General features: G+C 57.4%; 24 protein-coding genes. 5 read left to right on the top strand and 19 right to left on the bottom strand.

Annotated elements, in window-relative coordinates; all coding sequences use genetic code 11:
* Window positions 1–21: 21 nt before the first annotated feature.
* Window positions 22–762: a (Fe-S)-binding protein gene (locus ACYVAC_RS03775; protein WP_461096238.1), complete on the bottom strand. Its 741-nt coding sequence runs from the start codon at window positions 760–762 to the stop codon at window positions 22–24.
* Window positions 763–904: 142 nt separating this feature from the next.
* Here ACYVAC_RS03775 and ACYVAC_RS03770 point away from each other — a divergent pair, with 142 nt between their 5' ends.
* A complete protein-coding gene (locus tag ACYVAC_RS03770; RefSeq protein WP_461096237.1) occupies window positions 905–2,224 on the top strand; it encodes a hypothetical protein in 1,320 nt (439 codons plus the stop codon).
* A 56-nt stretch (window positions 2,225–2,280) separates the two neighbouring features.
* Here ACYVAC_RS03770 and ACYVAC_RS03765 read toward each other — a convergent pair whose 3' ends face one another.
* The 9 genes from ACYVAC_RS03765 to ACYVAC_RS03725 all read right to left on the bottom strand — a co-directional run bounded on the left by ACYVAC_RS03765 (window position 2,281) and on the right by ACYVAC_RS03725 (window position 9,739).
* Window positions 2,281–2,841 carry a GNAT family N-acetyltransferase gene (locus ACYVAC_RS03765; protein WP_461096236.1) on the bottom strand — a complete coding sequence of 187 codons (561 nt, stop codon included), beginning with the start codon at window positions 2,839–2,841 and terminating at the stop codon, window positions 2,281–2,283.
* 6 nt (window positions 2,842–2,847) lie between these two features.
* Window positions 2,848–3,948 (bottom strand): mandelate racemase/muconate lactonizing enzyme family protein, encoded by a 1,101-nt coding sequence (locus tag ACYVAC_RS03760; protein ID WP_461096235.1) that lies wholly within the window; start codon window positions 3,946–3,948, stop codon window positions 2,848–2,850.
* Between the two features lie 45 nt (window positions 3,949–3,993).
* Window positions 3,994–5,133 (bottom strand): amidohydrolase family protein, encoded by a 1,140-nt coding sequence (locus tag ACYVAC_RS03755; protein ID WP_461096234.1) that lies wholly within the window; start codon window positions 5,131–5,133, stop codon window positions 3,994–3,996.
* A gap of 19 nt (window positions 5,134–5,152) precedes the next feature.
* Window positions 5,153–5,842, bottom strand: coding sequence for an RloB family protein (locus tag ACYVAC_RS03750; protein ID WP_461096233.1), 690 nt, complete (start codon window positions 5,840–5,842; stop codon window positions 5,153–5,155).
* On the bottom strand, window positions 5,820–7,112 hold the full coding sequence (locus ACYVAC_RS03745) for an AAA family ATPase (protein ID WP_461096232.1): 1,293 nt from the start codon (window positions 7,110–7,112) through the stop codon (window positions 5,820–5,822). The genes ACYVAC_RS03750 and ACYVAC_RS03745 overlap by 23 nt, the downstream gene beginning before the upstream one ends.
* A 75-nt stretch (window positions 7,113–7,187) precedes the next feature.
* Window positions 7,188–7,664, bottom strand: coding sequence for a 2-C-methyl-D-erythritol 2,4-cyclodiphosphate synthase (ispF, locus tag ACYVAC_RS03740; protein ID WP_461096231.1), 477 nt, complete (start codon window positions 7,662–7,664; stop codon window positions 7,188–7,190).
* 56 nt (window positions 7,665–7,720) lie between these two features.
* Window positions 7,721–8,119 (bottom strand): HEPN domain-containing protein, encoded by a 399-nt coding sequence (locus ACYVAC_RS03735; RefSeq protein ID WP_461096230.1) that lies wholly within the window; start codon window positions 8,117–8,119, stop codon window positions 7,721–7,723.
* Complete coding sequence (locus tag ACYVAC_RS03730; protein WP_461096229.1) at window positions 8,116–8,469, bottom strand: nucleotidyltransferase domain-containing protein; 354 nt, start codon at window positions 8,467–8,469, stop codon at window positions 8,116–8,118. The genes ACYVAC_RS03735 and ACYVAC_RS03730 overlap by 4 nt, the downstream gene beginning before the upstream one ends.
* Before the next feature lie 16 nt (window positions 8,470–8,485).
* Complete coding sequence (locus ACYVAC_RS03725) at window positions 8,486–9,739, bottom strand: M16 family metallopeptidase (protein WP_461096228.1); 1,254 nt, start codon at window positions 9,737–9,739, stop codon at window positions 8,486–8,488.
* Window positions 9,740–9,834: 95 nt separating this feature from the next.
* Between ACYVAC_RS03725 and ACYVAC_RS03720 the strand changes: the two genes are divergently transcribed.
* Window positions 9,835–10,950, top strand: a complete 1,116-nt coding sequence (locus ACYVAC_RS03720; RefSeq protein WP_461096227.1) for a tetratricopeptide repeat protein — start codon at window positions 9,835–9,837, stop codon at window positions 10,948–10,950.
* Between the two features lie 30 nt (window positions 10,951–10,980).
* Here the strand turns inward: ACYVAC_RS03720 and ACYVAC_RS03715 are convergent, their stop codons facing one another.
* The 3 genes from ACYVAC_RS03715 to ACYVAC_RS03705 form a co-directional block, all read right to left on the bottom strand.
* Window positions 10,981–12,867, bottom strand: a complete 1,887-nt coding sequence (locus ACYVAC_RS03715; RefSeq protein ID WP_461096226.1) for a DNA polymerase III subunit gamma/tau — start codon at window positions 12,865–12,867, stop codon at window positions 10,981–10,983.
* A gap of 239 nt (window positions 12,868–13,106) precedes the next feature.
* A complete protein-coding gene (locus tag ACYVAC_RS03710) occupies window positions 13,107–14,495 on the bottom strand; it encodes a Gfo/Idh/MocA family protein (RefSeq protein WP_461096225.1) in 1,389 nt (462 codons plus the stop codon).
* A 54-nt stretch (window positions 14,496–14,549) separates the two neighbouring features.
* The gene (locus tag ACYVAC_RS03705; RefSeq protein WP_461096224.1) at window positions 14,550–15,338 is read right to left on the bottom strand and encodes an NIPSNAP family protein; all 789 of its coding nucleotides are present in this window, start codon (window positions 15,336–15,338) and stop codon (window positions 14,550–14,552) included.
* 148 nt (window positions 15,339–15,486) lie between these two features.
* Here ACYVAC_RS03705 and ACYVAC_RS03700 point away from each other — a divergent pair, with 148 nt between their 5' ends.
* A complete protein-coding gene (locus ACYVAC_RS03700) occupies window positions 15,487–16,449 on the top strand; it encodes an alpha-E domain-containing protein (RefSeq protein WP_461096223.1) in 963 nt (320 codons plus the stop codon).
* Between the two features lie 191 nt (window positions 16,450–16,640).
* Here the strand turns inward: ACYVAC_RS03700 and ACYVAC_RS03695 are convergent, their stop codons facing one another.
* From ACYVAC_RS03695 to ACYVAC_RS03670, 6 genes are all read right to left on the bottom strand, one after another.
* Window positions 16,641–17,399 carry a hypothetical protein gene (locus tag ACYVAC_RS03695; protein ID WP_461096222.1) on the bottom strand — a complete coding sequence of 253 codons (759 nt, stop codon included), beginning with the start codon at window positions 17,397–17,399 and terminating at the stop codon, window positions 16,641–16,643.
* A 125-nt stretch (window positions 17,400–17,524) separates the two neighbouring features.
* The gene (glgB, locus tag ACYVAC_RS03690; RefSeq protein ID WP_461096221.1) at window positions 17,525–19,543 is read right to left on the bottom strand and encodes a 1,4-alpha-glucan branching protein GlgB; all 2,019 of its coding nucleotides are present in this window, start codon (window positions 19,541–19,543) and stop codon (window positions 17,525–17,527) included.
* A gap of 60 nt (window positions 19,544–19,603) precedes the next feature.
* Complete coding sequence (locus ACYVAC_RS03685) at window positions 19,604–20,437, bottom strand: SDR family NAD(P)-dependent oxidoreductase (protein WP_461096220.1); 834 nt, start codon at window positions 20,435–20,437, stop codon at window positions 19,604–19,606.
* A 15-nt stretch (window positions 20,438–20,452) separates the two neighbouring features.
* Complete coding sequence (locus tag ACYVAC_RS03680; protein WP_461096219.1) at window positions 20,453–22,105, bottom strand: maltokinase N-terminal cap-like domain-containing protein; 1,653 nt, start codon at window positions 22,103–22,105, stop codon at window positions 20,453–20,455.
* 291 nt (window positions 22,106–22,396) lie between these two features.
* On the bottom strand, window positions 22,397–22,810 hold the full coding sequence (locus ACYVAC_RS03675) for a T9SS type A sorting domain-containing protein (protein WP_461096218.1): 414 nt from the start codon (window positions 22,808–22,810) through the stop codon (window positions 22,397–22,399).
* 537 nt (window positions 22,811–23,347) lie between these two features.
* Window positions 23,348–23,761, bottom strand: coding sequence for a T9SS type A sorting domain-containing protein (locus ACYVAC_RS03670; RefSeq protein WP_461096217.1), 414 nt, complete (start codon window positions 23,759–23,761; stop codon window positions 23,348–23,350).
* 258 nt (window positions 23,762–24,019) lie between these two features.
* Between ACYVAC_RS03670 and pgeF the strand changes: the two genes are divergently transcribed.
* Together pgeF and ACYVAC_RS03660 are read left to right on the top strand one after the other, a co-directional pair.
* Window positions 24,020–24,817: a peptidoglycan editing factor PgeF gene (pgeF, locus tag ACYVAC_RS03665; RefSeq protein WP_461096216.1), complete on the top strand. Its 798-nt coding sequence runs from the start codon at window positions 24,020–24,022 to the stop codon at window positions 24,815–24,817.
* Between the two features lie 70 nt (window positions 24,818–24,887).
* Window positions 24,888–25,130 carry a GlsB/YeaQ/YmgE family stress response membrane protein gene (locus ACYVAC_RS03660; RefSeq protein ID WP_461096215.1) on the top strand — a complete coding sequence of 81 codons (243 nt, stop codon included), beginning with the start codon at window positions 24,888–24,890 and terminating at the stop codon, window positions 25,128–25,130.
* Window positions 25,131–25,280 lie beyond the last annotated feature (150 nt).

The raw sequence follows: 25,280 nt of genomic DNA, 5'->3' as shown, positions 1-25,280 counted from the left end.
GGCCAGCCCTGCCCGAAGGAGTTAGGCCTGCGCCGTCAGGATTTCGGCAATATGCATGACCCGCACGGGACTGTTCTGCCGGTGTAATACGCCTTCGAGCTGCATCAGACACGACATATCGCCCCCCGTAATTACGTCGGCCCCGTGCCGTACGTGGTCGGCCACGCGGTCTTTGCCCATCTTCGACGACAGGGCTTCTTCAAATACGCAGAACGTACCCCCGAAACCGCAGCACTCGTCGGGCTGCGACAGGGTAACCAGGTCAAGCCCGTCGACCATACGGAGCAGCTGTTCGGGCTTCGAAAATTTGGGTTTCATCAGTTCCGACGCCGACGACAGGCCGAGGCCGCGCTGCCCGTGGCAGCTGGTGTGCAGACCCACGCGGTGCGGAAACCGGGCCGGTGGCAGCGACTCAACCTGCAGCACGTCGGTCAGAAATTCGCAGAGCTCATACACATTGTTGCGGAGCCGTTCGGCTTCGGCTTCGTGGGCGGGGTCATGCAGGTGTTCCTTGAGGTGGAGTACACAGCTGCCCGAGGGGCCAACCACCACGTCGCAGCCGGCAAAATTGCGAACGAAGTTCCGGTCGCAACCGGCCGATCGTTTGGCAAAACCCGAGTTGGCCATAGGTTGCCCGCAGCAGGTCTGCTCCATCGGAAAGTGAATCTGCTGGCCGAGCGACTGCAGGAGTCGCAGCGTGGCGATACCGACCTGCGGATAAAACTGGTCGACGTAACACGGAATAAATAAACCAACTTTCATGCGTACAGATGAAAACGAAGACGAAGTTACGAAACACACTCGGCGAACCTACCTATACATTCCCGCCTTTTTCGGAGCTCAAACAGACCGTTCGCCAGGTTTGACCGTTATCTCAGTAACGCTTTGTCCAGAACGCTTTGTTATGCGCCATATACCACTACCGCTCCTGGTTTTCCTGATCGTACTGACGGCCTGCCGCCGTAGCACCGACGAACCCCTGCCGCTGACATACCCCGATCTGCGCATCACCAGTCTGAAGCTGGCCGGTATTCCCGACGAGGCTATCCGGATCGATCAGCCAACGCGCACGATTCGGGTCCGAATGCCGGCACTGCTGCCCGCCAGCGGAACCCCCGCTACCGTCACACTTACCGACCGGGCGCGGCTCACCACCACCCTGGCGGCCCTGGGGCTGGGGCAGATAGCCCGCTGGTGCGTAGCCGATACGAGTAGTCTGCAACGTATTTTTCTAACCGGCAAAGATGCCCCCGGTGCCACGCCCCTGGTGCAGTACACCATTCGGCCCGAAGCCGGTGGCCCCCTCGCAGCCGGCACGGCCAGCACACCCATGCTGCCGTTTGCCATTGGCGACTCGGCCACCATTCACCTGCCGGTGCAGTATCTCTACGGAAACTCGCTGCCCCAGTCGGTTACCTTTACGCCCCAGGCATCGGGTGGTAAGCCGGTGGTGGTCGATGCCCGCACGGGGCAGGTGCTGACCTGCTCGGCCCAGCGCGCCAACTACATCGATCTGTCGGCGTTTGGGCTGGCCTTCGAGCCGGGGCTGTATACGGTGACCATGACCCGTGCCGACGGAACGGTACTGACCGAGCCGGGTGCGCTCGACGTAAAAGCGGGCCGTGCTCAGCTCGATAAAGATCCGGTGTTTGGTTATACGGTGCTGACGGGTAAACCCACTGCGCTGACCGTCACAGGCGCCAACCTGCTGGCCGATCAGTTGAGCTTTCGCGTGGTGGCGGCCGACGGAGCAACGGTGGGCGTGGCTAAAGGCGCGGCCCGGCAACCGCTTGAGCTAACGGTGCCGGCGCTGGCACCGGGCTACTATGGCCTCGATCTGGTGCAGAACGGCCAGTCGACGGGAACGCTGTATCGGCTGAGTGTACTGCGCACGCCAACACAACCGTATATCGGCATGGTCAATTATGTGCCGGGTGGTAAGGCGCTCACGGCCACCCCCCTCGCCCTGCCCCGCAATCAGGCTATCGTGATTGCCTTCGGTAACCGAAACGGCACGCTCGCGCTGACACTTGCGAACCAGGCCAATCCGGCACAGGTCTACCGATTGCCGCTGTCGGTGGGGCTGGAGTCGTACCCGAAATTCACCATCCCCGATACGGTGCCCGCTGGTCGATACCAGTTGCTGGTGCAACAGCTCGACCCGGCCACACAGCAGGTGCTGCAATCGAGTGAACCCTTCGAACGCCCAATCGAACTGCCCTGACAACCGGGGCTGCCCGGGGTAAAGCAAACGTTTGGGCAACGGCCGGGTAGCCCGGGCTACTGCTGCCAGTCCCAGACAACCACTAGCCAGCGTTCGCCCAGGTTTGGATCGTCGAAGGCGTGGATGGTCTGAAAACCCACGCGGGCATGGGCGCGCTGCGACCGGGTATTTCGCTCCGAGATATCGGTTACCAGCAACCGGAACCGGTCGCCGTAAACGTCGCGCTGGTGCTGGTACATCCGATCGAAAAGCTGCTGGCCCCGGTAGCCCTCACCAACACATACCTGACCCATTACGTAGTAGGCGTAGGCGTGAATCGGTTGCCCCTGATAACTGAGCGCCCCAATCGAATCGAAAAGGGGTTTTAGTTCGGGCACCTCGTCGGCAAAGTCGGGCAGCATGGTCAGGCAGTAGCCCACCACGGTATCGCCATCTTTGGCGATCACACTGGGGGCGGCCTGGTTCATCCGGGTCAGCACGGCGGGGTCGTGCTCGACAGTGACAAACCCCTGATCGAGCTGAACCTCGGCGGGGATGTTTTGACGAAGGTTGCGCTGCTGCAGCGCCAGAATGCCGGCGACATCGGCCGCTGACTGAACGGTGGTGATGGTAATCATGCGTAATCAGGCAATATGCACCGACGGGCAGTGCTGCAGAAAGGTCGGATCGATGTCGGCGCCGATCCCGGGTGTATCGGGCAGCGTGATCTGGTAGCCATTGTAGCGAATGCCTCCCCGCACGGGGTCGTCAGCATGTTCGAAGCAGCTGTCGAGGTCGCAGAAGCGGATGTTCTGCCGGGCCGACGCCAGGTGCGCACTGGCCGACAGGGCCAGCCGCGATTCCGACATGCAGCCGATCATGCAGGCCATACCGGCTGCCTCAAAAACGGCATTGATGGCCAGGGCTTCGTAGATACCCCCGCTTTTGGCCAGCTTGATGTTGCCATAGTCGACCGCTTCTTCACGCACCAGCCGGATAGCGTCGACCGCATCGAACAAACTTTCGTCGGCCATGATCGGTACCGTGGCCTGCTGCCGGATCTGGCGCAGGCCCGTTACGTTGGCCCGGGCCACGGGCTGTTCGCAATACTGCACATTCCAGTCGCCGATGGCGCGCAGCACGGCCTGTGCTGTTACCACATCCCATCCCTGATTGGCGTCGGTTCGGATGGGTGTCGCATCGCCAATAGCCTGACGAATGGCTTCGATCCGCCGGATATCGTCGCGCTGATTGGTGCCCAGCTTTACCTTGATCGCATCGGCACCCTGCGCCTGAATACGCAGCGCATCGGCCACCATGAGGTCGGGGGTGTTGATATAGATGGTTTCGTCGGTGACGAGGGTGCGTTTGGTGCCACCCAGAAACCGGTAGAGCGGCAGGCCCGCTGCCTGAGCGGCCAGGTCATACAGGGCCATGTCGAAAGCCGACCGGGTGGTGGGGTGGGCGGGCAGAAACCGCGCCAGCGCCCGCACGTTGGCTTCGATCGCCAGCGGGTCGCGTCCGATCAGCAGCCGGGCCAGGTCCTGCGCGGCCGCCAGCCCCGACGCCTGCGTTTCGCCCACGAGCATCCAGAAGGGCGAGGCTTCGCCCCAGCCCGTCAGCCCGTCGCTCGTGCTGATCTGGACCAGCAGGTTACGGGCGTGTTCGATGGTGCCCAGCGCAATAGTGATAGGGGCTTTGAGCGGAATGTCGTACTGGTAGAGGGTGATGCCGGTGATAAGCATAGACGAAAAACAGACGTGCGTACTGAATGGGTAAACCTGGCTGACTCAGTCGGGGAAACTACTTTTGTCGAGCCCGGGAATGATGCGCAGGGCGTTTTTGTAATACACCTTCTTCAGCACTGCGTCGGGGAGGTTCATGCCATACATGCGCCAGAATGCGTGGTACTTCTTGTGGTAGGGAAAATACTCGTCGTCGGTTTCGAGCACGCGGAAGTAAGTCGCGTATTCGCTGGGTACCCAGCTGTCTTTACCAAACAGAATCCGGTCCTGCCATGTCTCGAAGAAAGCCCGGCTGGCCCGCGGCTGTCGGCCCAGTTCAGCAATGACGGCGCCAATCTCGACGTTCATGTTCGGGAACGCGCGCATCAAACTGTCGAGTTTGGTCAGGTCGTTGGGATACCAGCCCATGTGGGCGTTGATAAACGTAGTTTTAGGGTGTTTTCTAAACACGTTGTGCTGCTCGGCCAGCAGCTGCTCCCAGGGCACCGGATCGTTGGCAGCCCGTTTGCGGCCACCGTGCAGTTTAAGTTCGAGCCAGCGCTCGTTATACCGGTCCATCGGGTCCCAGAACGATTTGGGGTCGGCCGTGTGAATGAGCACCGGTATGCCCAGTTCGCCACATTTGGCCCAGATCGGGTCGAGCCGCGGATCATCGACCCGGATGCGCTGCCCACCGGCGTCTTTGTTGTTGATGCCCAGTGATTTGTAGATTTTCAGGCCCCGGGCTCCCTGCTTCACATCGGCTTCGAGAAGGCGAACGGCTTCCTCGGTCCAGCCTTTGGTACCCACCCCGTCGAAGTTGATGTTGGTAAACAGCACCAGCCGCTTAGGGTCGGTTTTGGCGATGTTGGCCATCGACTTCGCGAAAAACTGATTGCCCTCGGCCACGCCCCCCCAACCCCGACCGCTCAGGTTGACCATAATGCCCATGTTGAGGCTATCCATCTGCCGTACCAGTGGCGTCAGGCTGGCATCATCCATATTCCACTGGTGGTTATGCACATCGATAAATGGGTATTTGGCCCGGGTCAGCTTATGCTCCGGCACCTTGAGTGTCGATACGGGATCGTATTCTTCGAAGCCCAGCGGCTCGGCCGGTTTCTGGGCCAGAGCCATTGTGCTAAGGCCCAGCAGGGCAAAAAGAATGCATAATGAATAAAAATGATGGGAAGGTAGGCCGTTCATGTGGAGAAGGTTGAGTAAATTATCTGATTTGTAGGCGTAGCTTTTCAATTAGCGTGTATACGGTCGTACACGGATTGTGATTTGCATAATCGGTTCGCCCGGCAAACTGTCTCTCCAGTTTTATGGCTCGTTTGATTGCCATGTCTTCGTTTCCATACTCATGGAGTAGATCAAACATCGACTGACTATTTTTTTCGTACGAAAACGACTTGCCTAAGTGTCGACTTAGTTCTTGTTCCAGCTTATCTTGATAGTCTTGCCGACGCATAGCATTTTGAAAGTCTTGGAAGTGAAGTAAAAACCAGAGTTCAAAAGCTTCGTTACTCCACGCGCAGTGAATATTTAGCTGTCGTGCTTTGGTGATGGCAGTATCGAAATGATGATTTGGGAAGCTGTCACGGTCAAATACAGCCCAGACTTCATCGACCACTCGACCAGCGTGTAATTCGGTTCTTTCTTTTATTTTTATAGCTTCATTGATGAGTCCCAGCGTATTTCTGCCAGTACCACGGGCCTCAAAATCAATTAGCTCAAGGATATGCGGTGGTAAATTTCTTCGCAAACCTTCAAAATAGTTGGGCTCTGTTTTCGTCCCTTCACATACAACCAAGAAATAACGCTTTTTAGGTCGGGTGTCTTGCTTCCTTTTTACTTCCAGACGTTCGAAGCGTTTTTTGAACGCACTATCAATTTTCTCTTTCCGTGCCATGCTGAAAGAGTTTTGAGAAGTCACCTATGTATGGTATTGCTCCGTATCGTCCTTGGATATAGTCTGTTTCGAACGACCGATCCTTCCGAACTTTCGTTCCGTCCTCTTCTTGGTATTCAACTAGTGAATATAGACTGGTTGCTCCGTATTGGTCTTTCTCCGTAAACCAGATTTGGTCTCTTCTAAACTGACCGTACGTCAGTAGATTCGTATCATGCGTGGCAAAAATCAATTGGGCATTGTTTGGATTCGTTGCCGGGTCGTTGAAGAGCCTGATAATAGCTTGGGTGAGAAGTGGGTGAAGTTTTGCATCAAGTTCGTCGACAACCAAAATGCCTGGTCGTTCTAAAACCAAGTAAAGAGGGGCAAGAATATCGAAAAACTTGTTTGTTCCGGATGATTCGTTCGCCAAATCCATGAGGACAGAAGCAACAAGTTCATTAGAGGAGTTGTATTGCTCGTGCACTGTTTTGATGCCTACCGTTCGCTTTCCGTCTAGTAAATCAAAAAAACGTTTTTGATTTTCTGGAGAGAGACTGGCTAGATATTCTCTGTCCATGTCGCTTTTCTGCAAGGCAATACCCGAAAACCCAAAATTCATTTTTTGAATAATATCATTCAATTCGTCATGAACATTTGGCGCGTCAATGAGTCGCAATAAATTGTTTCTATGCATTTCATGCTCTATTCCAGAAACGTATACAAGATGTCCAAACCAGTCTAAGATACGTTTCGCTATTGGACCATTGAACTGGTCACAAATGCTTAAAAAAAGCGCATTGTCTCTGGTACGTTCTTCTAGCCCTTTACCCTCTGCGAAATTTTTTGACAGCTCAATGGCGTCCTCCTGACGTATGAATAACATTCGCTCACGAGTCTTTTTGGTTTCAAATAACCACTCCGCTCTTACTGCTGTTTTGTCTACGTCGAATCCATAACGGTATTGGGTTTGCCCAGCAATGAAGAGTATTTCGAAAGAACTTGGCTGCTGTAGAGTTTCTGTATTTAGCCGGAAAGGGTCGACAGGGATCTCATCTGTCGACTGCCGTTGAGCGGAGTGCCGTAAAATGAACCCCATCCTGTCAATGGCTTTCAGAAGGTTTGACTTGCCACTGGCATTGGCACCATACAGGGCAACGCTTCTTAATAGTTTCTTTCCACCGGCAATGAATACCCGTTCGGGATAATCGCTAATACCCGTTGGGTCCATTCGTAAGGTTTGGCGATCTTTTATGGACAGAAAATTAGCGACACTGAATTCTATGAACATAGGCTCTGACCATTTTTAAAATTTTGCCTTGTTGATAAGGGCTAAATATTGAGAAAATATCTCAAAAATGGTCGATTACTTATAAATCAGGGCAACGCAGTGGGCGGCAATACCTTCGCTGCGACCGACAAAGCCGAGGTGTTCAGACGTAGTAGCTTTGATGGAGATATCCTCCTCGGGAATGTGCATGACGCCTGCGAGGCAGGTTTTCATGGCCGGGATGTGGGGGTTGAGTTTGGGCTCCTGCAGTACAACGGTCACGTCGACATTGGACACCTCATAGCCGGCCTCCCGCACCATGCGCAGCACTTCGGCCAGCAGCAGCTTGCTGTCGACGCCTTTCCAGCGCGGGTCTTTGTCGGAGAAATGGTAGCCGATGTTGCGCATATTGGCCGCGCCCAGCAGGGCATCGCATAATACGTGGCAAACAACGTCGGCATCGGAATGGCCGACGGGACCGAATTCGCAGGGAATCTGGATGCCGCCGAGCCAGAACGGCCGGCCTTCTGCCAGGCGATGAACATCGTATCCCTGACCTACGCGTATTTTCATGGGGTGTTGTGGTTTAGTCGTTCGCCGGCGGGCAACGCATGGCCCCCGCCGAACCATTAGTGGGCCTCGCTGGCCCGAAGGTAAACCTGAACTGTCGTGAGAAATGAGCTGGCCTGCTCGACGGCATCCTGTGCGTCGTCCAATGAAATATCGAATCCAATTTCGTAATCACTCCCCTGCCGGAGATTGAACAGGGTTGTTATTGTAGTACTCAGGGTTTCGCTGATCAGACCGGTTCGGATAAATTGCCTGCGAAATTCAGTATGTGCACCCGTGTGTGTTTTCGGTACACTGGCGTCGGTAGTGTGCAACATGGCCAGTACAGCGTGGAAGAGTGCATAATAGGCCCGGTTACAGGTACCGTCGGTAAAACCGGCATCAAGCAGACTCTGGGCCTCACGAAGATCGTCGATGGCCTTTTTCAGGTGCGCATTGCTCAGACTACGATCAGTCATACTAATTGGCCCTCCATCCGTGCTTCACCGAAAAAAGGCGTTTCGGCCGCCTGATAACGCCTTGTTGATACGGGCAGTACCGAAAGCTCGGTACTGTAGCGCAATGCCAGTTTGCCAATGGCCTGCGCCATAAAGCGAACTTCCCGCCCGGCTTTTACTGCCTCATCGCGCAGCACCACCAGGTAGTCGACGTCGGATTCGGCGTGGAAATCGCCCCGCGCGTATGACCCGTACAGAATCACCCGGTCGAGCCGGTCGCCGTAGAGCGCGGTCAGCGCCTGCCGTACCTCCTGCGAGAGGGCCTGCAGCTGCTCGGGCGTGAGCGGGGTGGGCGTGTGGGTAGGGGTCATACGCGGGGCAGTCTGGTCAGGCGGCTACCGGTTCGGCCGCCCGCCGGTAGTAAAGAGTTGAGCAGTTGGCCGTGCGCAGTACCTGAGCCGCCAGCTGCTGAATGGCGTCGGGCGTGACGGCCTGAATGTTGGCTGCTTCCTGGTTCACCAGCTCCGGATCGCCGGCATTGGCCGCGAAAGCCAAGTTCATGGCGCGGTTCAGCAGTTCGACTTCCGAGAAGGCCAGCGTGGCTTCGGCCTGGTTCTTCACCTTGGTTAGCTCATCGGCCGGCACGGGCTGATCGATAAACTCCTGAATGATGGCTTCGACGGCCGCGTCGGCTTCTTCGAGCGTTACGCCTTCGTTGAGCGTACCCTGTACAACCAGCAGACCGGGGTCGAGGGAGGCCGTGTTGTAAGCCGCGATGTTGCTGAACAGGGCCCGGTCGCGCACCAGTCGCTGGTAAAGCCGCGATGATTTACTCCGCCCCAGTATATCGCTCAGCAGGTCGACGGTCTGGAAGTCAGGGTCGAAGCGGCCGGGCGTGTGCCACACCTTGTACAGGGCGTCGAGCGGAACGCTGGCACTCGCTTCGAGGTGTCGCGCTTCGGTCTGGCGGGGTTCGGCCGGCAGTTGCCGCACGTAGGGCGCCCCGGCCGGAATGGGGGCGAACCACTTGGTACACAGGGCTTTCACCTGGTCGACCGTAACGTGGCCAGCCACCACCAGAATGGCGTTGTTGGGCAGGTAATACCGGAAGAAAAAGTCGCGCACGTTGTCGAGCGTGGCGTCTTCGATGTGGCTGATGTCTTTGCCGATGGTGGCCCAGCGGTAGGGGTGCTGCTGATAGGCAAGGGGGCGCAGCTTAAGCCATACGTCGCCGTAAGGCTGGTTGAGGTAGCGCTGCTTGAACTCTTCGATCACTACTTTCTGCTGCACGTCGAGAACCTGCGGGTCGAACGACAAGCTCATCATCCGGTCCGATTCGAGCCAGAAAGCTGTTTCGAGGTTGGCCGCCGGCAGCGTAATGTAGTAGTTGGTGATGTCGGGACTGGTAAAGGCGTTGTTTTCGCCCCCAACCTGCTGCAGCGGGGCATCGTAGCTGGGGATATGGGCCGAGCCACCAAACATCAGGTGCTCGAACAAATGGGCAAAGCCCGTACGGGCCGGATCTTCGTCGCGCGAGCCGACGTTGTACAGGATATTGACAGCAGCCATGGGGGTCGAGTCGTCCTCGTGGACGAACACCCGCAGGCCATTATCTAAAACAAACTGTTCGTAATGAATCATGGGCGAAACTTTTGCAAAGAGCTGTCGTTAGGTATACGCAGTAAACAAAAGTACGGTACCAGCCGTACAGAACCAACGTAATCGTTTTTACCACATTGCCACGTCGTATTTGCTTTTTTATCGCTCTTTTTCTGGTTTGGTGGTCGATACCTGTTCGGGCGCAGGTGATGAACGATCCGGCTGCCCAGCAAACCGTTGTCAGGGCTCTCGATCACATTTACAACATGGAGTTTGCGCAGGCCGATGCCCTGATCCGGCAGCTCCAGACGCGGTATCCCCAGCACCCGGTTGCGTTTATGCTCCGGGCCACGCAGCTCGACATTCAGCACCTGCCCCTGGCCGACAACAAAGGGGCCATGACCCAGTTCGGGCAGGCTGTTGGCGAGGGCATGACGCTGTCGAAACGGATGCTCGACAAAAACGAAGCTGATCCGGAAGGCATATTCTTTATGCTGAGCAGCTATAGTTACATGGCTTCGCTTTACCACAATCAGGGCGAATCGCTCAAGGCGGTTGGGGAGTCGAAAAAAGCATATAACTACCTCCGTAGCGGGGCCAAACTCCTCGATAAACAGTCGGACTTCTATTTTACCACGGGCCTTTACAATTACTACGTAGAGCGCTACCCGGTCGATCACCCGATTGTGCGGCCTTTCATGTTTTTCTTCGCCGATGGTGATATGCCGCTGGGCTTGAAACAGATGGATATTGCCACCCGGAAGGCGGTGTTCATGCGTCCTGTTGCCAACTATTACCTGGCCCATATTCTGCTCAAACACGAGTCGAACCCCGTAAAGGCCAGCGCCTACACGAGTTATCTGGTGGAGAAATACCCCAAAAATCCGCTGTTTGCCATGATTCAGGCCGAAACGCTGCTGCTGTCGGGACGCTACACCGATGCGCGTCCGGCGGTGCAGCAGCTGCGGCAGTTTACCAATAAGCTGGTGCCGCTGGCCTATCAGACGTTTTCGGGGATGCTGGCCGAACAGGCTGATAAAAACGACCGGGCCGCAGCTGAGTGCTACGAAGCAGCCCTGAAACTGCCGGCCAACGACGCTTACACGAAAGAATACAAAGCGTTTGCCTATGCTGGTCTGGCCCGAATTGCAGCCCGCGCCAACGACCGTACCCGTGCCAGGGCACTTTACAAAAAAGTGCTCGATACGGCCGAATACAAACTCGTGATTCGCGAGGCTAAAGCGTTTAAGTAAAGCCGGCAAGACCGCTTTGGCCGGACTTGTCTAGTAATCAACCTCGAGGTTCAGTGCTTTGCGCAGGTCGTGCAGGGCCGGGTTTTTGTCGGCCATGAAGTTGAACTTGTCGAGCGAGCTGTAAATCATCTTCTTCACCTCCTGCACCTGTACCGTGTGTTCGATCTGGATACGGCTGTTTTGCAGCGTTTCGCGCAGAAAGCCGATCAGGTCGGGCTTGATATCGGTCAGGTAACCAACCTGCAGGGTGTTATCGAGCGTCAGGCGGATAACGGTATCATCGAGCGTCAGGGCGCGGTTCAGCACGAGCTGTTCCGTAGCCGAGTCGAACTGCTGATGCCGGCGCCGGGCAAACGTATTCCAGGCACTTTGCAACTCGTCCAGCGAAAACGGCAGATCGGGTCGTGCCGGTGCGGCTACCACAACCGGTTCGGCTTCCTGGGTGGTGACCACCGCGCTTGTGTTGAGCGAAACGGTCTGGCGGAGCCGGCTCCCGGCCGGTCGCGGAGGCAGCGTGACAGGGGGGCGGCTGGCAGTTGGACCTGCCGGTGCGGACTGCGCTGCCGGCGCCGTGACCACCGGGGGCGCGGTTGATACAGCAGCAGCTACCGTAGCCGCTGGTACGCTATCCGGTACGACGGGCGCTACGATCGGCGTGGGGGCCGCCCGATAGCCACCGGCCGGCTCACTCGTGATGGGCTGCGGATCGGCTACGGGCCGACCTGACTCAGGCGAGGGCTGGCGACTGGCGTTTTTTTTTTCGGCGCCGTCGGTCAGCGCGGCCGGAGCACTCAGCGTGGGCATCGCATCCCAATCGAGCACGTTGCGCAGGTTGGCCAGCTTCATCAGCCACAGTTCTACGTGCAGCCGCTGATCTTTGGCCTGCTTGTAGTGCATGTCGCACTGACCGCCCAGGCTCAGCGCCGACAGCAGAAACGACATGGGCGCGCGCCCCGACTGATCGAGGTATTGCCGCCGAACGTTTTCGGTTACCTGCAGCAGCTGCACCGTAGCCGCATCTTTGGCCACCAGCAGATCGCGGAAGTGCCGGCAAAGCCCGACCACAAACTGGTGCCCGTCGAAACCCTTGCGCAGAATTTCATCGACCGTCAGCAGACTCTGCACGAGGTTGCCCGCCAGCAGGAAATCAGTCAGGCGGAAATAGTAATCGTAGTCGAGGATGTGCAGGTTGTCGAGCACTTCCTTATAGCGGATGATGCGGTCGGCCGCGAACGTTACGTTCAGGTCGAACATCGACAGCGCATCGCGCAGCCCGCCATCGGCTTTCTGGGCAATCAGGTCGAGGGCGTCGGATTCGGCTTCGATGCCTTCCTTGCGGGCAATCGAGGCCAGGTGGCCGGCAATGTGCTGCGGCTGAATCCGGTTGAAGTCGAAAATCTGACAGCGCGACAGAATGGTGGGCAGAATTTTGTGCTTTTCGGTCGTGGCCAGAATGAAAATGGCGTAGCTGGGCGGCTCTTCCAGCGTTTTCAGAAAAGCGTTGAAAGCCGCCGATGAGAGCATGTGCACCTCATCGATGATGTAGATTTTGTAGTTGCCCGACTGGGGTGGATACCGCACCTGATCGATCAGGTTTCGAATGTCTTCGACCGAGTTGTTGGAGGCCGCATCGAGTTCGTGGATGTTGAACGATGCGTTCTGGTTGAAGCTAACGCAGGATTCGCACTGGTCGCAGGCTTCACCCTCGGCGGTCAGGTTCTGGCAGTTGATGGTCTTGGCCAGAATCCGGGCGCAGGTGGTTTTGCCAACACCGCGGGGGCCGCAAAACAAAAAGGCCGACGCTAAGTGATTGGTCCTGATCGCATTCTTGAGCGTGGTAGTGATGTGCTCCTGTCCGACAACGGTATCGAAGGTGGCGGGGCGGTACTTGCGGGCCGAGACCACAAAATTTTCCATACCCAAAGTTAACACCCCCCCGGCGGATTTCAAATTGTGCGGACGCCAAACCCGCCCGCGCCGATCTACTGCCCACTTGCACCGGCATATTGCGCCAGTAGGAGATTATATCGTTGATTATCAGGGTGATTTTGGGTAGGTAGGGGCTGGTTATAACCAATCTGGCCGGCGAACCTCAGGGGCGCGCACGGCCAGATTGGATGCCGGAACAGCTGCTTATTTTCGGCAGCCCTGGCGGGTTAGCTCTCCGACGGTTCCGAGCCGCGAAACGCATCTTTCCGGTCGACCTTCGGCAGTTTGACAGGGCGGCTTTCACGCGCCGACTGGTAGATCGCTTCCATAATTTTCTGGTCCTGCATGCCTTCTTCGCCCGGTGTAAACGGCGTTTTGTTGTTCAGCACGCAGTCTGAAAAGTGGTCCATCTCAGCCGCAAAGTGGTTTTTCTGGCCCATCTCGTGTTCGGTTACCCGATTCTCTTTTCCCTCAGCCTGGCTGGTCATCAGTTTAAGGCCCTGATAGGGGAAAGCGGGGTCCATTTTGATCCAGCCCGTATCGGCCAGCACCTTGTAATTTTTATCGTCGTGGTGACCGTAGCTGGTGGCGCAGCTGGCCTGTACCCCGCTCGGAAACGTCATGAGCCAGTTAACCTGCTCCTCGACTTCGCGGAAACGGAGATCGCCGGGCGTACTGTGCACAAAGGCCGACACCTCGGTGGGTTCTTCACCCAGGATAAAGCGGATGGTGTTCAGGCAGTAGAGCCCCACGTCGGGCAACGAGCCCCCGCCGGCCAGGGCTTTATTGAAGCGCCAGTGTTTGGGATTGTCAGAGTTCTGGCCGTTGTTGGCCAGTATGGATTTGACCTTGCCGAACTGGCTGGACTGGATCATTTCGCGCACCTTACGGTTGTGCGGTTCATACTGAATCCGGTAAGCAATCATCAGCTTCACGTTGGCCTGTTTGCAGGCATCGATCATGGCCTGGCATTCGGCAACGGTGTTGGCCATCGGTTTCTCACACAGAATGTGCTTGCCCGCTTTGGCGCCCCGAATGGTGTATTCGGCATGCATACCGTTGGGCAGCACAATGTAGATGACCTGTACGTCGGGATTGTCTTTGAGCCGGTCGTAATCGGCGTAGCTGTAGCAGTACTCGTTCCGGACGCCGTACTGCAGGGCTACCCGACTCATTTTCTCGGGGTTGCCACTGACCAGGGCCACGATCTTCGATTTTTTCGACTGGCTGAGGGCGGGCAGAATCTCATCGAGGGAGAGGTGGCCCAGCCCAACGACGGCGTAGCCAACCCGCTTGTCGGGCGCCAGCGGAGTAGGGGTAGGTGCGTTCTGCTGCTCGGTTTTGGCTTTGATCGGCTCCAGCTCGATGGGTTTGGCCGGATCGGCGGGTACCGTAGCCGGGGGCGACACGGCGGGCAGCTTCGGAACAGGACCCGTGCTACCGCTCTGCATGGTCGTGGTCGGGCCCGAAGGGGCGCTTGTTGCACAGGCCGCCACCGCACTGCTAACGGCGCCAAGCGCCAGACTCCGGCCGGCCAGACTCAGAAACTGGCTGCGCGACAGCCGGTCCGACTGGAGCTTCCGGGCCAGTGGAGTGGAAAAGTCAATCGGTTTCATAGCGTTGGTTGTTTACCCTGTGAAACCGATTGACTCGGGGCTTGTTCGCGATTGTTAGCGAATCGGCGAATAATCGGTGGCGTTCATGTAGATCGACTCTACCTTCTCGGTCACTTTGCCATTGGCTTCCGATGCGTCGCGGGCTTTGATCCATTTCGGGTCTTCGGCAAATTCCTTGAAGTGCTGTTTACCCTCGGCTTCACTGGGGTGAGCCAGGATGTAAATCAGTTTGGGCTGCGTGCCTTCGGCTTCCTGCGTAATCCAGTAGCCGATGTGGGTCATACCGTGCTTGCTGAACAGTTTGATCGTGTGATCGCGGAACCGGGTCAGCAGGGTTTCGAGCTTGCCGGGCGCGGCCGTGTAGGTACGCAGTTCGAACGTGCGGGGAGCCTTCTTGCTGGGCTTGATAGTCGGCGACAGGTCCGATTCGGTCATGAAAATCTGATCGACTTTCTCTACCAGCTTGCCGTTGGCCTGCGTTTTCTCGACCACCGCTTTCCAGGCCGGATCGTCCTGGAAGGCTTTCCACGAGGCATCGCGGGCCGCGCGGTCGGGATAAGCCAGGATGTAGATCAGCTCCTTGTTGGTGGTGTCGGTCGGGGTCCAGTACCCGATGTTTTCCATGCCGTGCTTTTCAAACAGTTTGGTGGTGTACTGCCGGAACCGGTCGACGATTTCGGCGTATTTGCCCGGCATGGGGTGATAAATCCGTACCTCGTAGAGTTTGGTCGAGGGTTTGGCGGGTGGGGCTGGGGTCTCGTCGGCGGGGGCGGCTGCCGTTGCCGAAACGGTAAGGGCACCTGCCAGCAGGCAGGTGGTCAGGAGGGTTGTCAGGTAAGCCATAGCGCTGTTAAGGAATACACCGGCAAGGTAACCGATTTTGGGTTAGGGTAAGGCAAATATGCGCCACGGGGCTCGCCGGGCTTGCAAAACAGCCCCGAACGTCTATTTTTGTCGGAATACCCCCTGCCCACCTCAACCGATTGCTGCTATGCTGAGCCGCGTTGCCAACTCTGTTTACTGGATGCACCGCTACATTGAGCGGGCTGAGAACTACGCCCGGTTCATGAGCGTTAACTTCAATCTGGAACTCGATCTGCCCCCCAACGTCGATCAGCAATGGGAGCCGCTGCTCATCGCCACGGCCGATAACCACCTGTTCAACAAGTATTTCAAGCACCCGACCCGCGAAAACGTCATCCAGTTTCTGACCTTCGACAAGCGAAATCCCAACTCGATTGTGTCGTGTCTGAGCAATGCCCGCGAAAACGCCCGGACCATTCGGGAGGCCATTTCGAAAGAGATGTGGGAGCATCTTAATCAGTTCTACCTGATGGTGCGCGATACGGCGCCCAAGCAGCAGTGGGGCCAGAGCCAGACCCAGAGTTTCTTTACCGAAATCCGAAACGCCATCCAGCTGTTCTACGGCATCATCGACGCTACCATCACGCGCAACGATGCCTGGCATTTTGGCCGGCTGGGCCGTTTCATCGAGCGGGCCGATAAAACGTCGCGCTTTCTCGATGTGAAGTATTTTACGCTGCTGCCCGAAGTCGAAGCCGTTGGGTCGACCCTCGATCTGATGATCTGGTCGGCCGTGCTGAAGTCGGTGAGTGCCTATAATATGCACCGGCAACAATACCGATCGCTGACACCGGCCAGCATCGTCGAGTTCCTGATTCTCGACAAGCACTTTCCGCGGTCGGTGCATCACTGTGTTCGGCAGGCCGAACTGTCGCTTTACGAGGTGTCGGGCAATAACATTGCCGCCGGCTTTGGCAATGCCGCCGAACGGCATCTGAGCAAACTGCGCACCGATATCGAGTTCACCGAAACGGCCGATATCTTCAACATGGGCCTGCACCAGTACCTCGACAATTTCCAGACCCGAACCAACGAGGTTGGCCAGGCCATCTTCGAAACTTACTTCGATCTGAAGCCTATTGAGGTGTAGAAAGGCAAAAGAGCGATAGCGTGAAAAGAGCGAAATAAGGAGCGATAGCGTGAACGAGCGTCGGAATGGTCGTTTCAACCAGCCATTCCGACGTTACAGACGCACGACTGAAAAAGAACGAGGGAACGAGCGACTGTGCCGGACACAGTCGCTCGTTCCCTCGTTCTTTTTATCACGCTTTAAAACGTCTCCTACTGAAAAATGGGCAGCGTGACGGCCAGGTAGGGAAAACCGGTGCGGTTGCGGTACCGATCGTTATCGGCTACCACGTCGCGGTTACTCACTTTCATTTCGGTTGTCTGCCACTGATACCCAGCTTTGATGGCTATCCGCTGGTTGATTCGGAACCGGGCGAACAGTTCAGTCGACAGCGAACCCATATCGTTGTCGCCGAGCATCCGGGCATTGAAGCGCGTAGGGCGTGCCGCCTGAAACGCGTTGGCACCGGTGAAGGGTGCCGTCGTAGCCGAATCGACCCGGAACCGACCTGCAGAGTTCAGGAAGCGCCCCGTACGGGTACGGCCCAGGGTCAGCCCGATCAGATCGGCGCTGCCACCCAGTTCGAGCCGGCCCAGATTGATCTGTGCCCGAACGCCTACGTTGGCCGAGGTCAAAACCGCATAGTCGAAGCGAACCGTTTCGATATTGGCCGGAATTTCATCGGCCGAGAGGGCCGCAAAGCCGGTCTTACCCCGCGTCAGTCGGGCGGGGGCGGTGGTGTAGTTGATGTTATCGCCGTAGAACGCGCCAAAGCGAAGCGTCCAGCCGACGGAAAACAGCTTATGTTGACCGATGTTCAGCAGCTGGTAGTAAGCGAGCGATGGATTGTAGCGATCGGTCGTATAAGCCATACCCAGATCGTAACCGCTACTAAGCCGGGCCGACACGGGCGATTGGGCCAAACCAGGCACTGTAGCTAACAGCAGTACGGCAAGCAGGACTTTCTTCATTCAGAGACAAAAGATTGATTGGGTCGCAAAGATAGACCAGATACGGGCGCAGGACGACAGGAATGAGCCACCGGCCCTGAACACCAGGGCGGGGTGGGCGCAAACATGTCGTCCTGCGTCGCTGATTAATGCATTTTCAGCACAACGGCACCCAGCGGGGGCACGTTGAGCCGGAGCGACTGCTGCCGCCCGTGCCAGGGCTCGGGGTCGCTGCCAATGGGTTGCGCGTTCACAACCCCACTACCATAAAATTCGGGTGCATCGCTGTTGAAAACCTCCACGTAAGTACCCGGCGTAGGCACGCCGATGCGGTAATCCTGCCGGGGGATGGGTGTCATATTCAGCACGATCAGCAGCGTGTCGGCCGGGTTGTCGCCCCGGCGGCAATACGACAGTACCGTATTTTCGCGGTCGGAGGTATCGATCCAGTCGAACCCATCGGCCGTGAAGCTGCGCTCGTACATAGCCGGTTCGCTACGGTAGAGCTGGTTGAGCGCCCGCACGCAGGCCGCCATCCCTTTGTGGGGAGCATAGTCGAGCAGGTGCCAGTCGAGGCTGGTGTCGAATTTCCACTCGGATGTCTGACCAAACTCACCGCCCATGAAGAGCAGTTTAGAGCCCGAGTGGGTAAACATATACGAGAACAGCAGCCGCAGGTTGGCAAAGCGCTGCCACTCGTCGCCCGGCATTTTACCCACCAGCGACTGCTTGCCGTAGACCACCTCATCGTGGGAGAGGGGCAGCATGAAGTTTTCGGTGAATGCGTATACCGTGCTGAACGTCAGGTTGTCCTGATGAAACTTGCGGAAGGCCGGATCGCGCTCGAAATACCGCAGCGTGTCGTTCATCCAGCCCATCATCCATTTCATACCGAAGCCAAGCCCTCCTGTGTAGACCGGCCGCGATACGCCCGGAAACGAGGTCGACTCTTCGGCAATGGTCTGCGTGTCCGGAAATTCGGCGTAGATGGCTTCGTTGATTTCCTTGAATAGCGATACCGCTTCGAGGTTTTCGCGACCGCCGTAGATATTGGGTTCCCACTCACCGGCGTTCCGCGAGTAATCGAGGTAGAGCATCGACGCTACGGCATCGACCCGCAGGCCGTCGGCGTGGCAGCGGTCGAGCCAGAAAATGGCATTCGACAGCAGGAACGAGCGTACTTCGGGCCGGCCGTAGTTGAAGATATAGCTTTTCCAGTCGGGGTGGTAGCCTTTGCGCGGATCGGGGTGCTCGTAGAGGTGCGTACCGTCGAACTCATAGAGTCCGTGGGCATCGCCGGGGAAGTGCGAAGGCACCCAGTCGAGCAGCACGCCGATACCGGCCTGGTGGAGCCGTTCGATGAGCTGCATAAACTCCTGCGGGGTGCCAAACCGGCTGCTGGGCGCGTAGTAGCCCGTGATCTGGTAGCCCCACGACGGTGCGTAGGGGTATTGCATCACCGGCATAAACTCGACGTGCGTAAAGCCCATGTCCTGCACGTAAGGCACGAGCGCATCGGCAATCTCGCCATAAGTCAGTTCCCGTTCGGGGTTCGACGGATCGCGACGCCACGACGACAGGTGTACTTCGTAGACTGAGAAGGGCGCATTGAGGGCGTTTTTGGCTTTGCGGTTGGCCATCCACTCCTGGTCGTTCCATTCGTAGTAGGTATCCCAGACTACCGAGGCTGTCTTGGGCGGTACTTCCCACCAGTGGGCATACGGGTCGCCTTTTTCCAGTTCGCGGCCGTTTTCGCTGACAATGAAGTATTTGTAGACTTCGCCCCGGCCAATGTTAGGAATAAAAATCTCCCAGATACCCGACGAGTCCCAGCGAACGTTCATGGCGTTACTGCCTTTGTCCCAGCCGTTGAAATCGCCGATAACGGCCACGTAGCGGGCCGATGGGGCCCATACTGCGAAATAAGTGCCCGTTACGCCCCCGTGTTCGACCACGTGCGCCCCGAACTTTTCGTAAAGCCGCTGGTGCTTACCCGCCCGAAACAGGTAAATGTCGAAGTCGGTGAACCGGGAATAAAAACCCGTCGATGCCGGGGTATCGGCGGCTGGAGCCGGAGATTGATCGGAAGAAGAATCCTGAACGGGAGCGGCCGGTGCCGCCGGAAGTGCCTCGTCAGGTGTGGTACTGGTCTTGCGTTTTGCCATTAGTGAGCGAAATCGGAGTTGGTTACAGAACCCGCTGTGGAGTCGAAAGTTAGAAAAAACTTAGCCATCCGTGCGGAAGGTGGCTTCAATTCGACTGCGCAGCAGCTTCGTGTAGCGGGTAGGCAGCAGGCGGGTCAGCCAGTCGATCTGCCGGGCATCGGGACCAATCAGTATGCGGGTCTGGTTTTGCGCTACCCCCCGCCAGATCTGCCGGGCGGCCTCGTCGGCGGTGGTGCGGGCGGCCCGATCGAAACTCTGGGTGGCTTGCTGCAGCATGCCCTCTGTGATGGGGCTTCCCGCTCCCCGGCGGGCGCTGCGGGCAATATTGGTTTTGATGCCGCCCGGATGCACGCAGGTGACACCAATACCCGTGCCGGCCAGTTCCATCCGAAGCACTTCGGTAAACCCGCGCACCCCGAACTTGGCCGTGCAGTAGGCCGACTGGTGCATGACACCCGCCAGCCCGAACACACTCGAGAGGTTGACGATGTGGCCCGCCTGCTGCGCCTGCATGTAAGGCAGAAACGCTTTGGTCATCCGGATAACGCCCCACAGGTTGATCGACAGGAGCCACTCGAAATCGGCCAGATCGGTATCGGCGAAGGTACCGCTGCTAAGCGCTACGCCCGCGTTGTTGACCAGGATAAGGGGTGCGTTGCCGAGCGTTGGTACCGTGTCGGTGGCAAACTGCGCAATGGCGGCTGCATCGGCCATGTCGAGCCGGGCGGTGGTGATGGGGGCAGTGGCCAGCCGGGCGGTTTCGGCTAGTCCCTCGGCGTTGCGGTCGGTAGCCAGCACCCGGGCGCCGGCAGCCGCTGCCTGCAGGGCCAGCTGCTGGCCAATGCCCGACGCAGCGCCGGTAATGAGCACCACGTGCTTGGAAAGGGTGGTCATGTGAGAAACGGTTGGTTAGGGTAGTTTAAGCAGGCCCGTCTGCAACATCGGAATATCGGTTGTGGTATTGCCGTCGCTGATACGGATTTTCTCGATCTCCGTTACCACGTCGATAATCCCTTTCAGCGGAATCTTTACCCAGGTGGGCCGGTAGCTCAGCTCATAGCCCAGTTCATACACCGCTTTTTCGAGCAGATAGATCAGCAGCAGAAAGTTGATTTCGTTGTTGTTGCGGAAGAGCGGGTGAGGGGCGCTGAAAGTGTCGAAATAAGCCGACAAAAAGGTGTCGCGGATGAGGTGGAACCACCGGTCCGAGACGCGCTGCAGATAAGCCGGGTCGAGGGTTTCGGTTTCGGCAGCGTTGAACAGCTTGGCCGACACAGCGTAGTGGTACGAACGAATCATGCCGGCCACGTCTTTGAGGGGCGAGTGCTTCACCTTGCGGTCGCTGATGCTGCTTTCGGGTTCGCCCTCGAAGTCAATTATAATGAAATCGTCGTTGGCTGCCAGTACCTGACCCAGGTGGTAATCGCCGTGGATGCGGGTCCGGAGCGAGCCCAGGGGCCGGCTGCGAAAATCGCTGATAAACGCTTCGATCATTTCGCGGGCCTCCATAAATACCCAGGCCAGCCGCTGGGCCAGCGGGTCGAGGCTTTCGTAGGTGGCAATGAGCAGGGCGTAGCGCTGTTCGAGCAGAGCCTCGAAGCGGTCGATCAGAAAGGTCCGGTAGTCGTCGGTAAACGCTTCGGGGGCAAAAGCCGCATCGGTATCGGGCTGGTAGAGGGCATTATGCATTTCGCCGGTTCGGCGCCCCAGCAGCTCGACCTTCTCGAACACGTCTTCGCGAATGGTGAACAGGCGCTGCGGTACGGCATACAGGAAGTCGTTGAGGTAATCGCCGGTCTGGCCCCACGAATCCTGGTTGGCGGGTACCATCCGCTGAATCATGCCCAGCGTTACATCGGCAATGCCGTCACGCTCCCAGACCAGGCTGCCCCCAAAGGCCGGAATATGCGGAAAGTGCCCGACCTCGCTCAGAAACGCAACCATGTCGACTTCAGGGTTGGTCTGGCGAAACAGTTTGCGGTAGAGCTTCAGAAAATATTTGTCGCCGAAGGTCATGGCCGAATTGCTCGAGTCGACGGGCAGTACGCGGGAGGGCAGGTCCAGGTCGCCTTCGTCGAGGCCGCTCCCCCGATGGCCGCGCAGTTGCCCCAGGGGTTCCTGAACGACCTGGTTCTGGTAGATCGTGGCAAAGAGCGTTTGCCGGAAATCGTTGTCGTAGATGGCGTCGATCAGTTGCCCGGCCTGCCCGGCCAGCACCATATCGCCAATGCGGCCCTGCTGCGGAATGGCGGGCATACCGTAGTTCTGCTCCTGTCGGTGGGTATTGCCCAGAAACGAAACCGGCAGCAGGTAATGCTCCGGGTCGCCGTGTGCGTAGTCGACCGCCAGAATGAGCAGATAAGCCATGTTTTCGGGCGCATTGCTGATCGGCAGGGGCAGTACAGTACGCACCGTGAAACTCGTTTGCTGGCGAGCCTTGCCGGCAAACCAGCGGCAGCTATTGACGTAGGCGGGAAGCAGGTTTTGGCAAATCGACGACCAGAAATCGGGTTGTTGACCTACGGCGGTCCAGGCAACGGGCGAGGTGAATTGGATGGGCATAGGCACGCAAAAAAAGAAGATGGCCGGATCAGGCGTATCTGCTAAACGCAGGCTGACCGGCTTAACACAAAAATTTCTTGAATATACAACAAGCCAAACCGGAAAAGGGCACAGCCCCGGCCGAAAAACTGCGGTGGGGGGCCGTAGCTGGCTCAGAATCAGTCCGGCATCGGCACAGTGCTGGTGGGCCTGTTACACAGGCGCCCCGCCAACCAGAGGGTTGGCGGGGCGCCTTTTATGGGGGAGAAGAGGAAGGGGGTGGCCGGCGTGTTGGCTGGCGGCTGCGTGTGCTTACTGCTGATCGATGATGAGCTGGCGGCTCGACTCGGCCACCTGCTTGGTGCTCAGGGTAACCTGCCGCTGGGTAACCTCGCTGCCGTTGGTGATCTCTACCGTGTAGGTGCCGTCCTGCAGCTGGCTGAGGTCGAACTTGAGGCAGGCTTTGTTTTCGCGTTTGGGCATGTACTCGGTGACCAGGGAGGTGCCGGCGGCATTCTTGACCGAGACCGATACCTTGTTGCCGGCCTGCTTGTTGAGCATCACCACCAGCCGGCCATCGGCCGCGGTATACATGCCGCTCTGGTAAACGGTGGCGGGTTTGGCAGGTTTTTCGGGTTTGGTAATGGGTTTGGCGGTGGCGAAGGAAGCGGCAACCGACGAAACGAGGATGGCGGCAACGAGCAGGGGTTTGATGAGGGCTTTCATGATGGTATGATTGAGATGGTTTGTAGGTGCTTGTTTGATTTCTGATTGGTGAAACAAAGATATGGGTGGTAATGGGTACTATGCATTGCAAACTACCGGAACGGTTGTAGTAAGGGATGAGTGGTCGGCCGGCTGGTTTGACCGATTTACCGGTCTGGCTGACATCCGACCATAAGAAGCAGAAAGGGGCCTCCGGGTTGCACGGGCGGGTGAAAATCTTGTGTGAAGTTTATGTTATGTGCGGCCTTTGCGTTCGAATATCTTGACAAACAGGGCGATAGGTCAGGTTATTTTTTGGGATGTGCTGAGGCTGACTGCACATGAACAGGCAGGGGCTGGCTGGTTGCCTGTTGGATAGCGCCGGCTGGAATAGCCGAACCTGCCTCACCGGCGAAACGCAGAGAACGCAAAAAGCCCCGCCAACCAGATGGTCAGTGGGGCTTTTTTATGCGGAAGTATGGGCAGAAGAGGAAGGGAGCGGCTACGACCAGTTCACTGGCAGAGCCCGGAAGCAGTTACGCTGGCGGTTGCGTGTGCTTACTGCTGATCGATGATGAGCTGACGGCTCGACTCGGCCACCTGTTTGGTGCTGAGGGTGACCTGCCGCTGGGTAACCTCGCTGCCGTTGGTGATCTCTACCGTGTAGGTGCCGTCCTGCAGCTGGCTGAGGTCGAACTTGAGGCAGGCTTTGTTTTCGCGTTTGGGCATGTACTCGGTAACCAGGGAAGTGCCGGCGGCATTCTTGACCGAGACTGATACCTTGCTGCCGGCCTGCTTGTTGAGCATCACCACCAGCCGGCCATCGGCCGCGGTATACATGCCGCTCTGGTAAACGGTAGCGGGTTTGGCAGGTTTTTCGGGTTTGGTAATGGGTTTGGCGGTGGCGAAGGAAGCGGCAACCGACGAAACGAGGATGGTGGCAACGAGCAGGGGTTTGATGAGGGCTTTCATGATGGTATGATTGAGATGGTTTGTAGGTGCTTGTTTGATTCCTGATTGGTGAAACAAAGATATGGGTGGTAATGGGTACTATGCATTGCAAACTACCGGAACGGTTGTAGTAAGGGATGAGTGGTCGGCCGGCTGGTTTGACCGATTTACCGGTCTGGCTGACATCCGACCATAAGAAGCAGAAAGGGGCCTCCGGGTTGCACGGAATGCCGTACTTTCGACAACTATTTATTCAGGAAGGTCTTATTGTTCTGTTATATGTCTGATAATCAGTCTGGTGTTTTTCTGGCCGATGCCGCGTCGGTTCTACAGCCGCTTTTCCGAACCCCCGCTTTACTGGCACAGTTTCCGACTGTGGTAGCGGCTGAGAGTACCCGGCACGGGGGCGTGAGCCCGGCGCCCTATGCGTCGCTTAACCTGGGAATCAATACCGACGACCAGCCCGCGCATGTCGATACCAACCGCCAGCGGTTCATGGAAGCGCTCGGAGCCGGATCGTTTGGCTTTGTTTCGTCGCTACAGGTACATGGTACGGCTGTCTACGAAGCCACGGCACCCGGCCGGCACGAAGGCTATGATGCCCTCATAACCAACCGGCCCGGTTTGCTGGTGGGCGTTACCGTGGCCGACTGTGTGCCGATGCTGATATACGATGCCGGACAGCGGGCCGTAGCGGCCGTACACGCGGGCTGGCGCGGCACGGTGGGCAACATTGTGGGGCACACACTTGCGCGTATGCAGCAGACCTACGGCACCCGGGCCGTCGATTGTTACGTATATGTCGGCACCTGCATCGATACCGAATCGTTCGGGGTCGGGCCCGAAGTGGCCAGTCAGTTCGACGCCGATCTGGTTCAGCCGCACCCCGAAACGCAGCAGCCCTGCGCTGATCTGAAGCGAGCCAACGTGCGTTTTTGCCAGCAATGGGGCGTGCCCGCAGCGCAGATTGCCGTATCGCCCTACTCCACGGTGCTGCACAATCACGACTATTTCTCCTACCGGGCCGAACGGGGCCAAACCGGGCGTATGCTGGCCGTGATCGGTTTGCGGGGCTAAAACATTCTGAAAGGGTGGCTGTTATGTATGTACTTCACTGAATAAGTTCACAAACACGCCTTTTAAAACTATGGGTATTTTAGTCTCCATCCTGGTAGGTGCGGTAGCCGGCTGGCTTGCCGACCTCGTCTTCAAACGGTTTTCTTTCTCGCTGGTCGTACAGATTCTGCTCGGTATTGTCGGCGGCTTCGTTGGCGGCATGATCTTCGGTAAGTCGGGTGGTATTCTCGATAGCATTCTGACTGCATTTGTCGGGGCCGTTATCGTACTGGGTATTGCCGCGCTGATCAAAGGCTCGCGCAAAACAGTATAAGTGTAGCGGGCTGCCACGGGGCAGTCAGGACTTAAAAAAGGGTTGGCAGCGTGTGCTGCTAACCCTTTTTGTTTTGTCACGAAACTCGTTTTCTGAACAGCATTACAGAATGCCTACGGCTCAGGCGGCCATGCATCTGATCGGGGTAAG

The organism is Spirosoma luteolum, assembly GCF_054778875.1.
The sequence above is the reverse complement of the archived record's forward strand: the minus strand, read 5'-3'. Positions and strand labels throughout refer to the sequence as shown.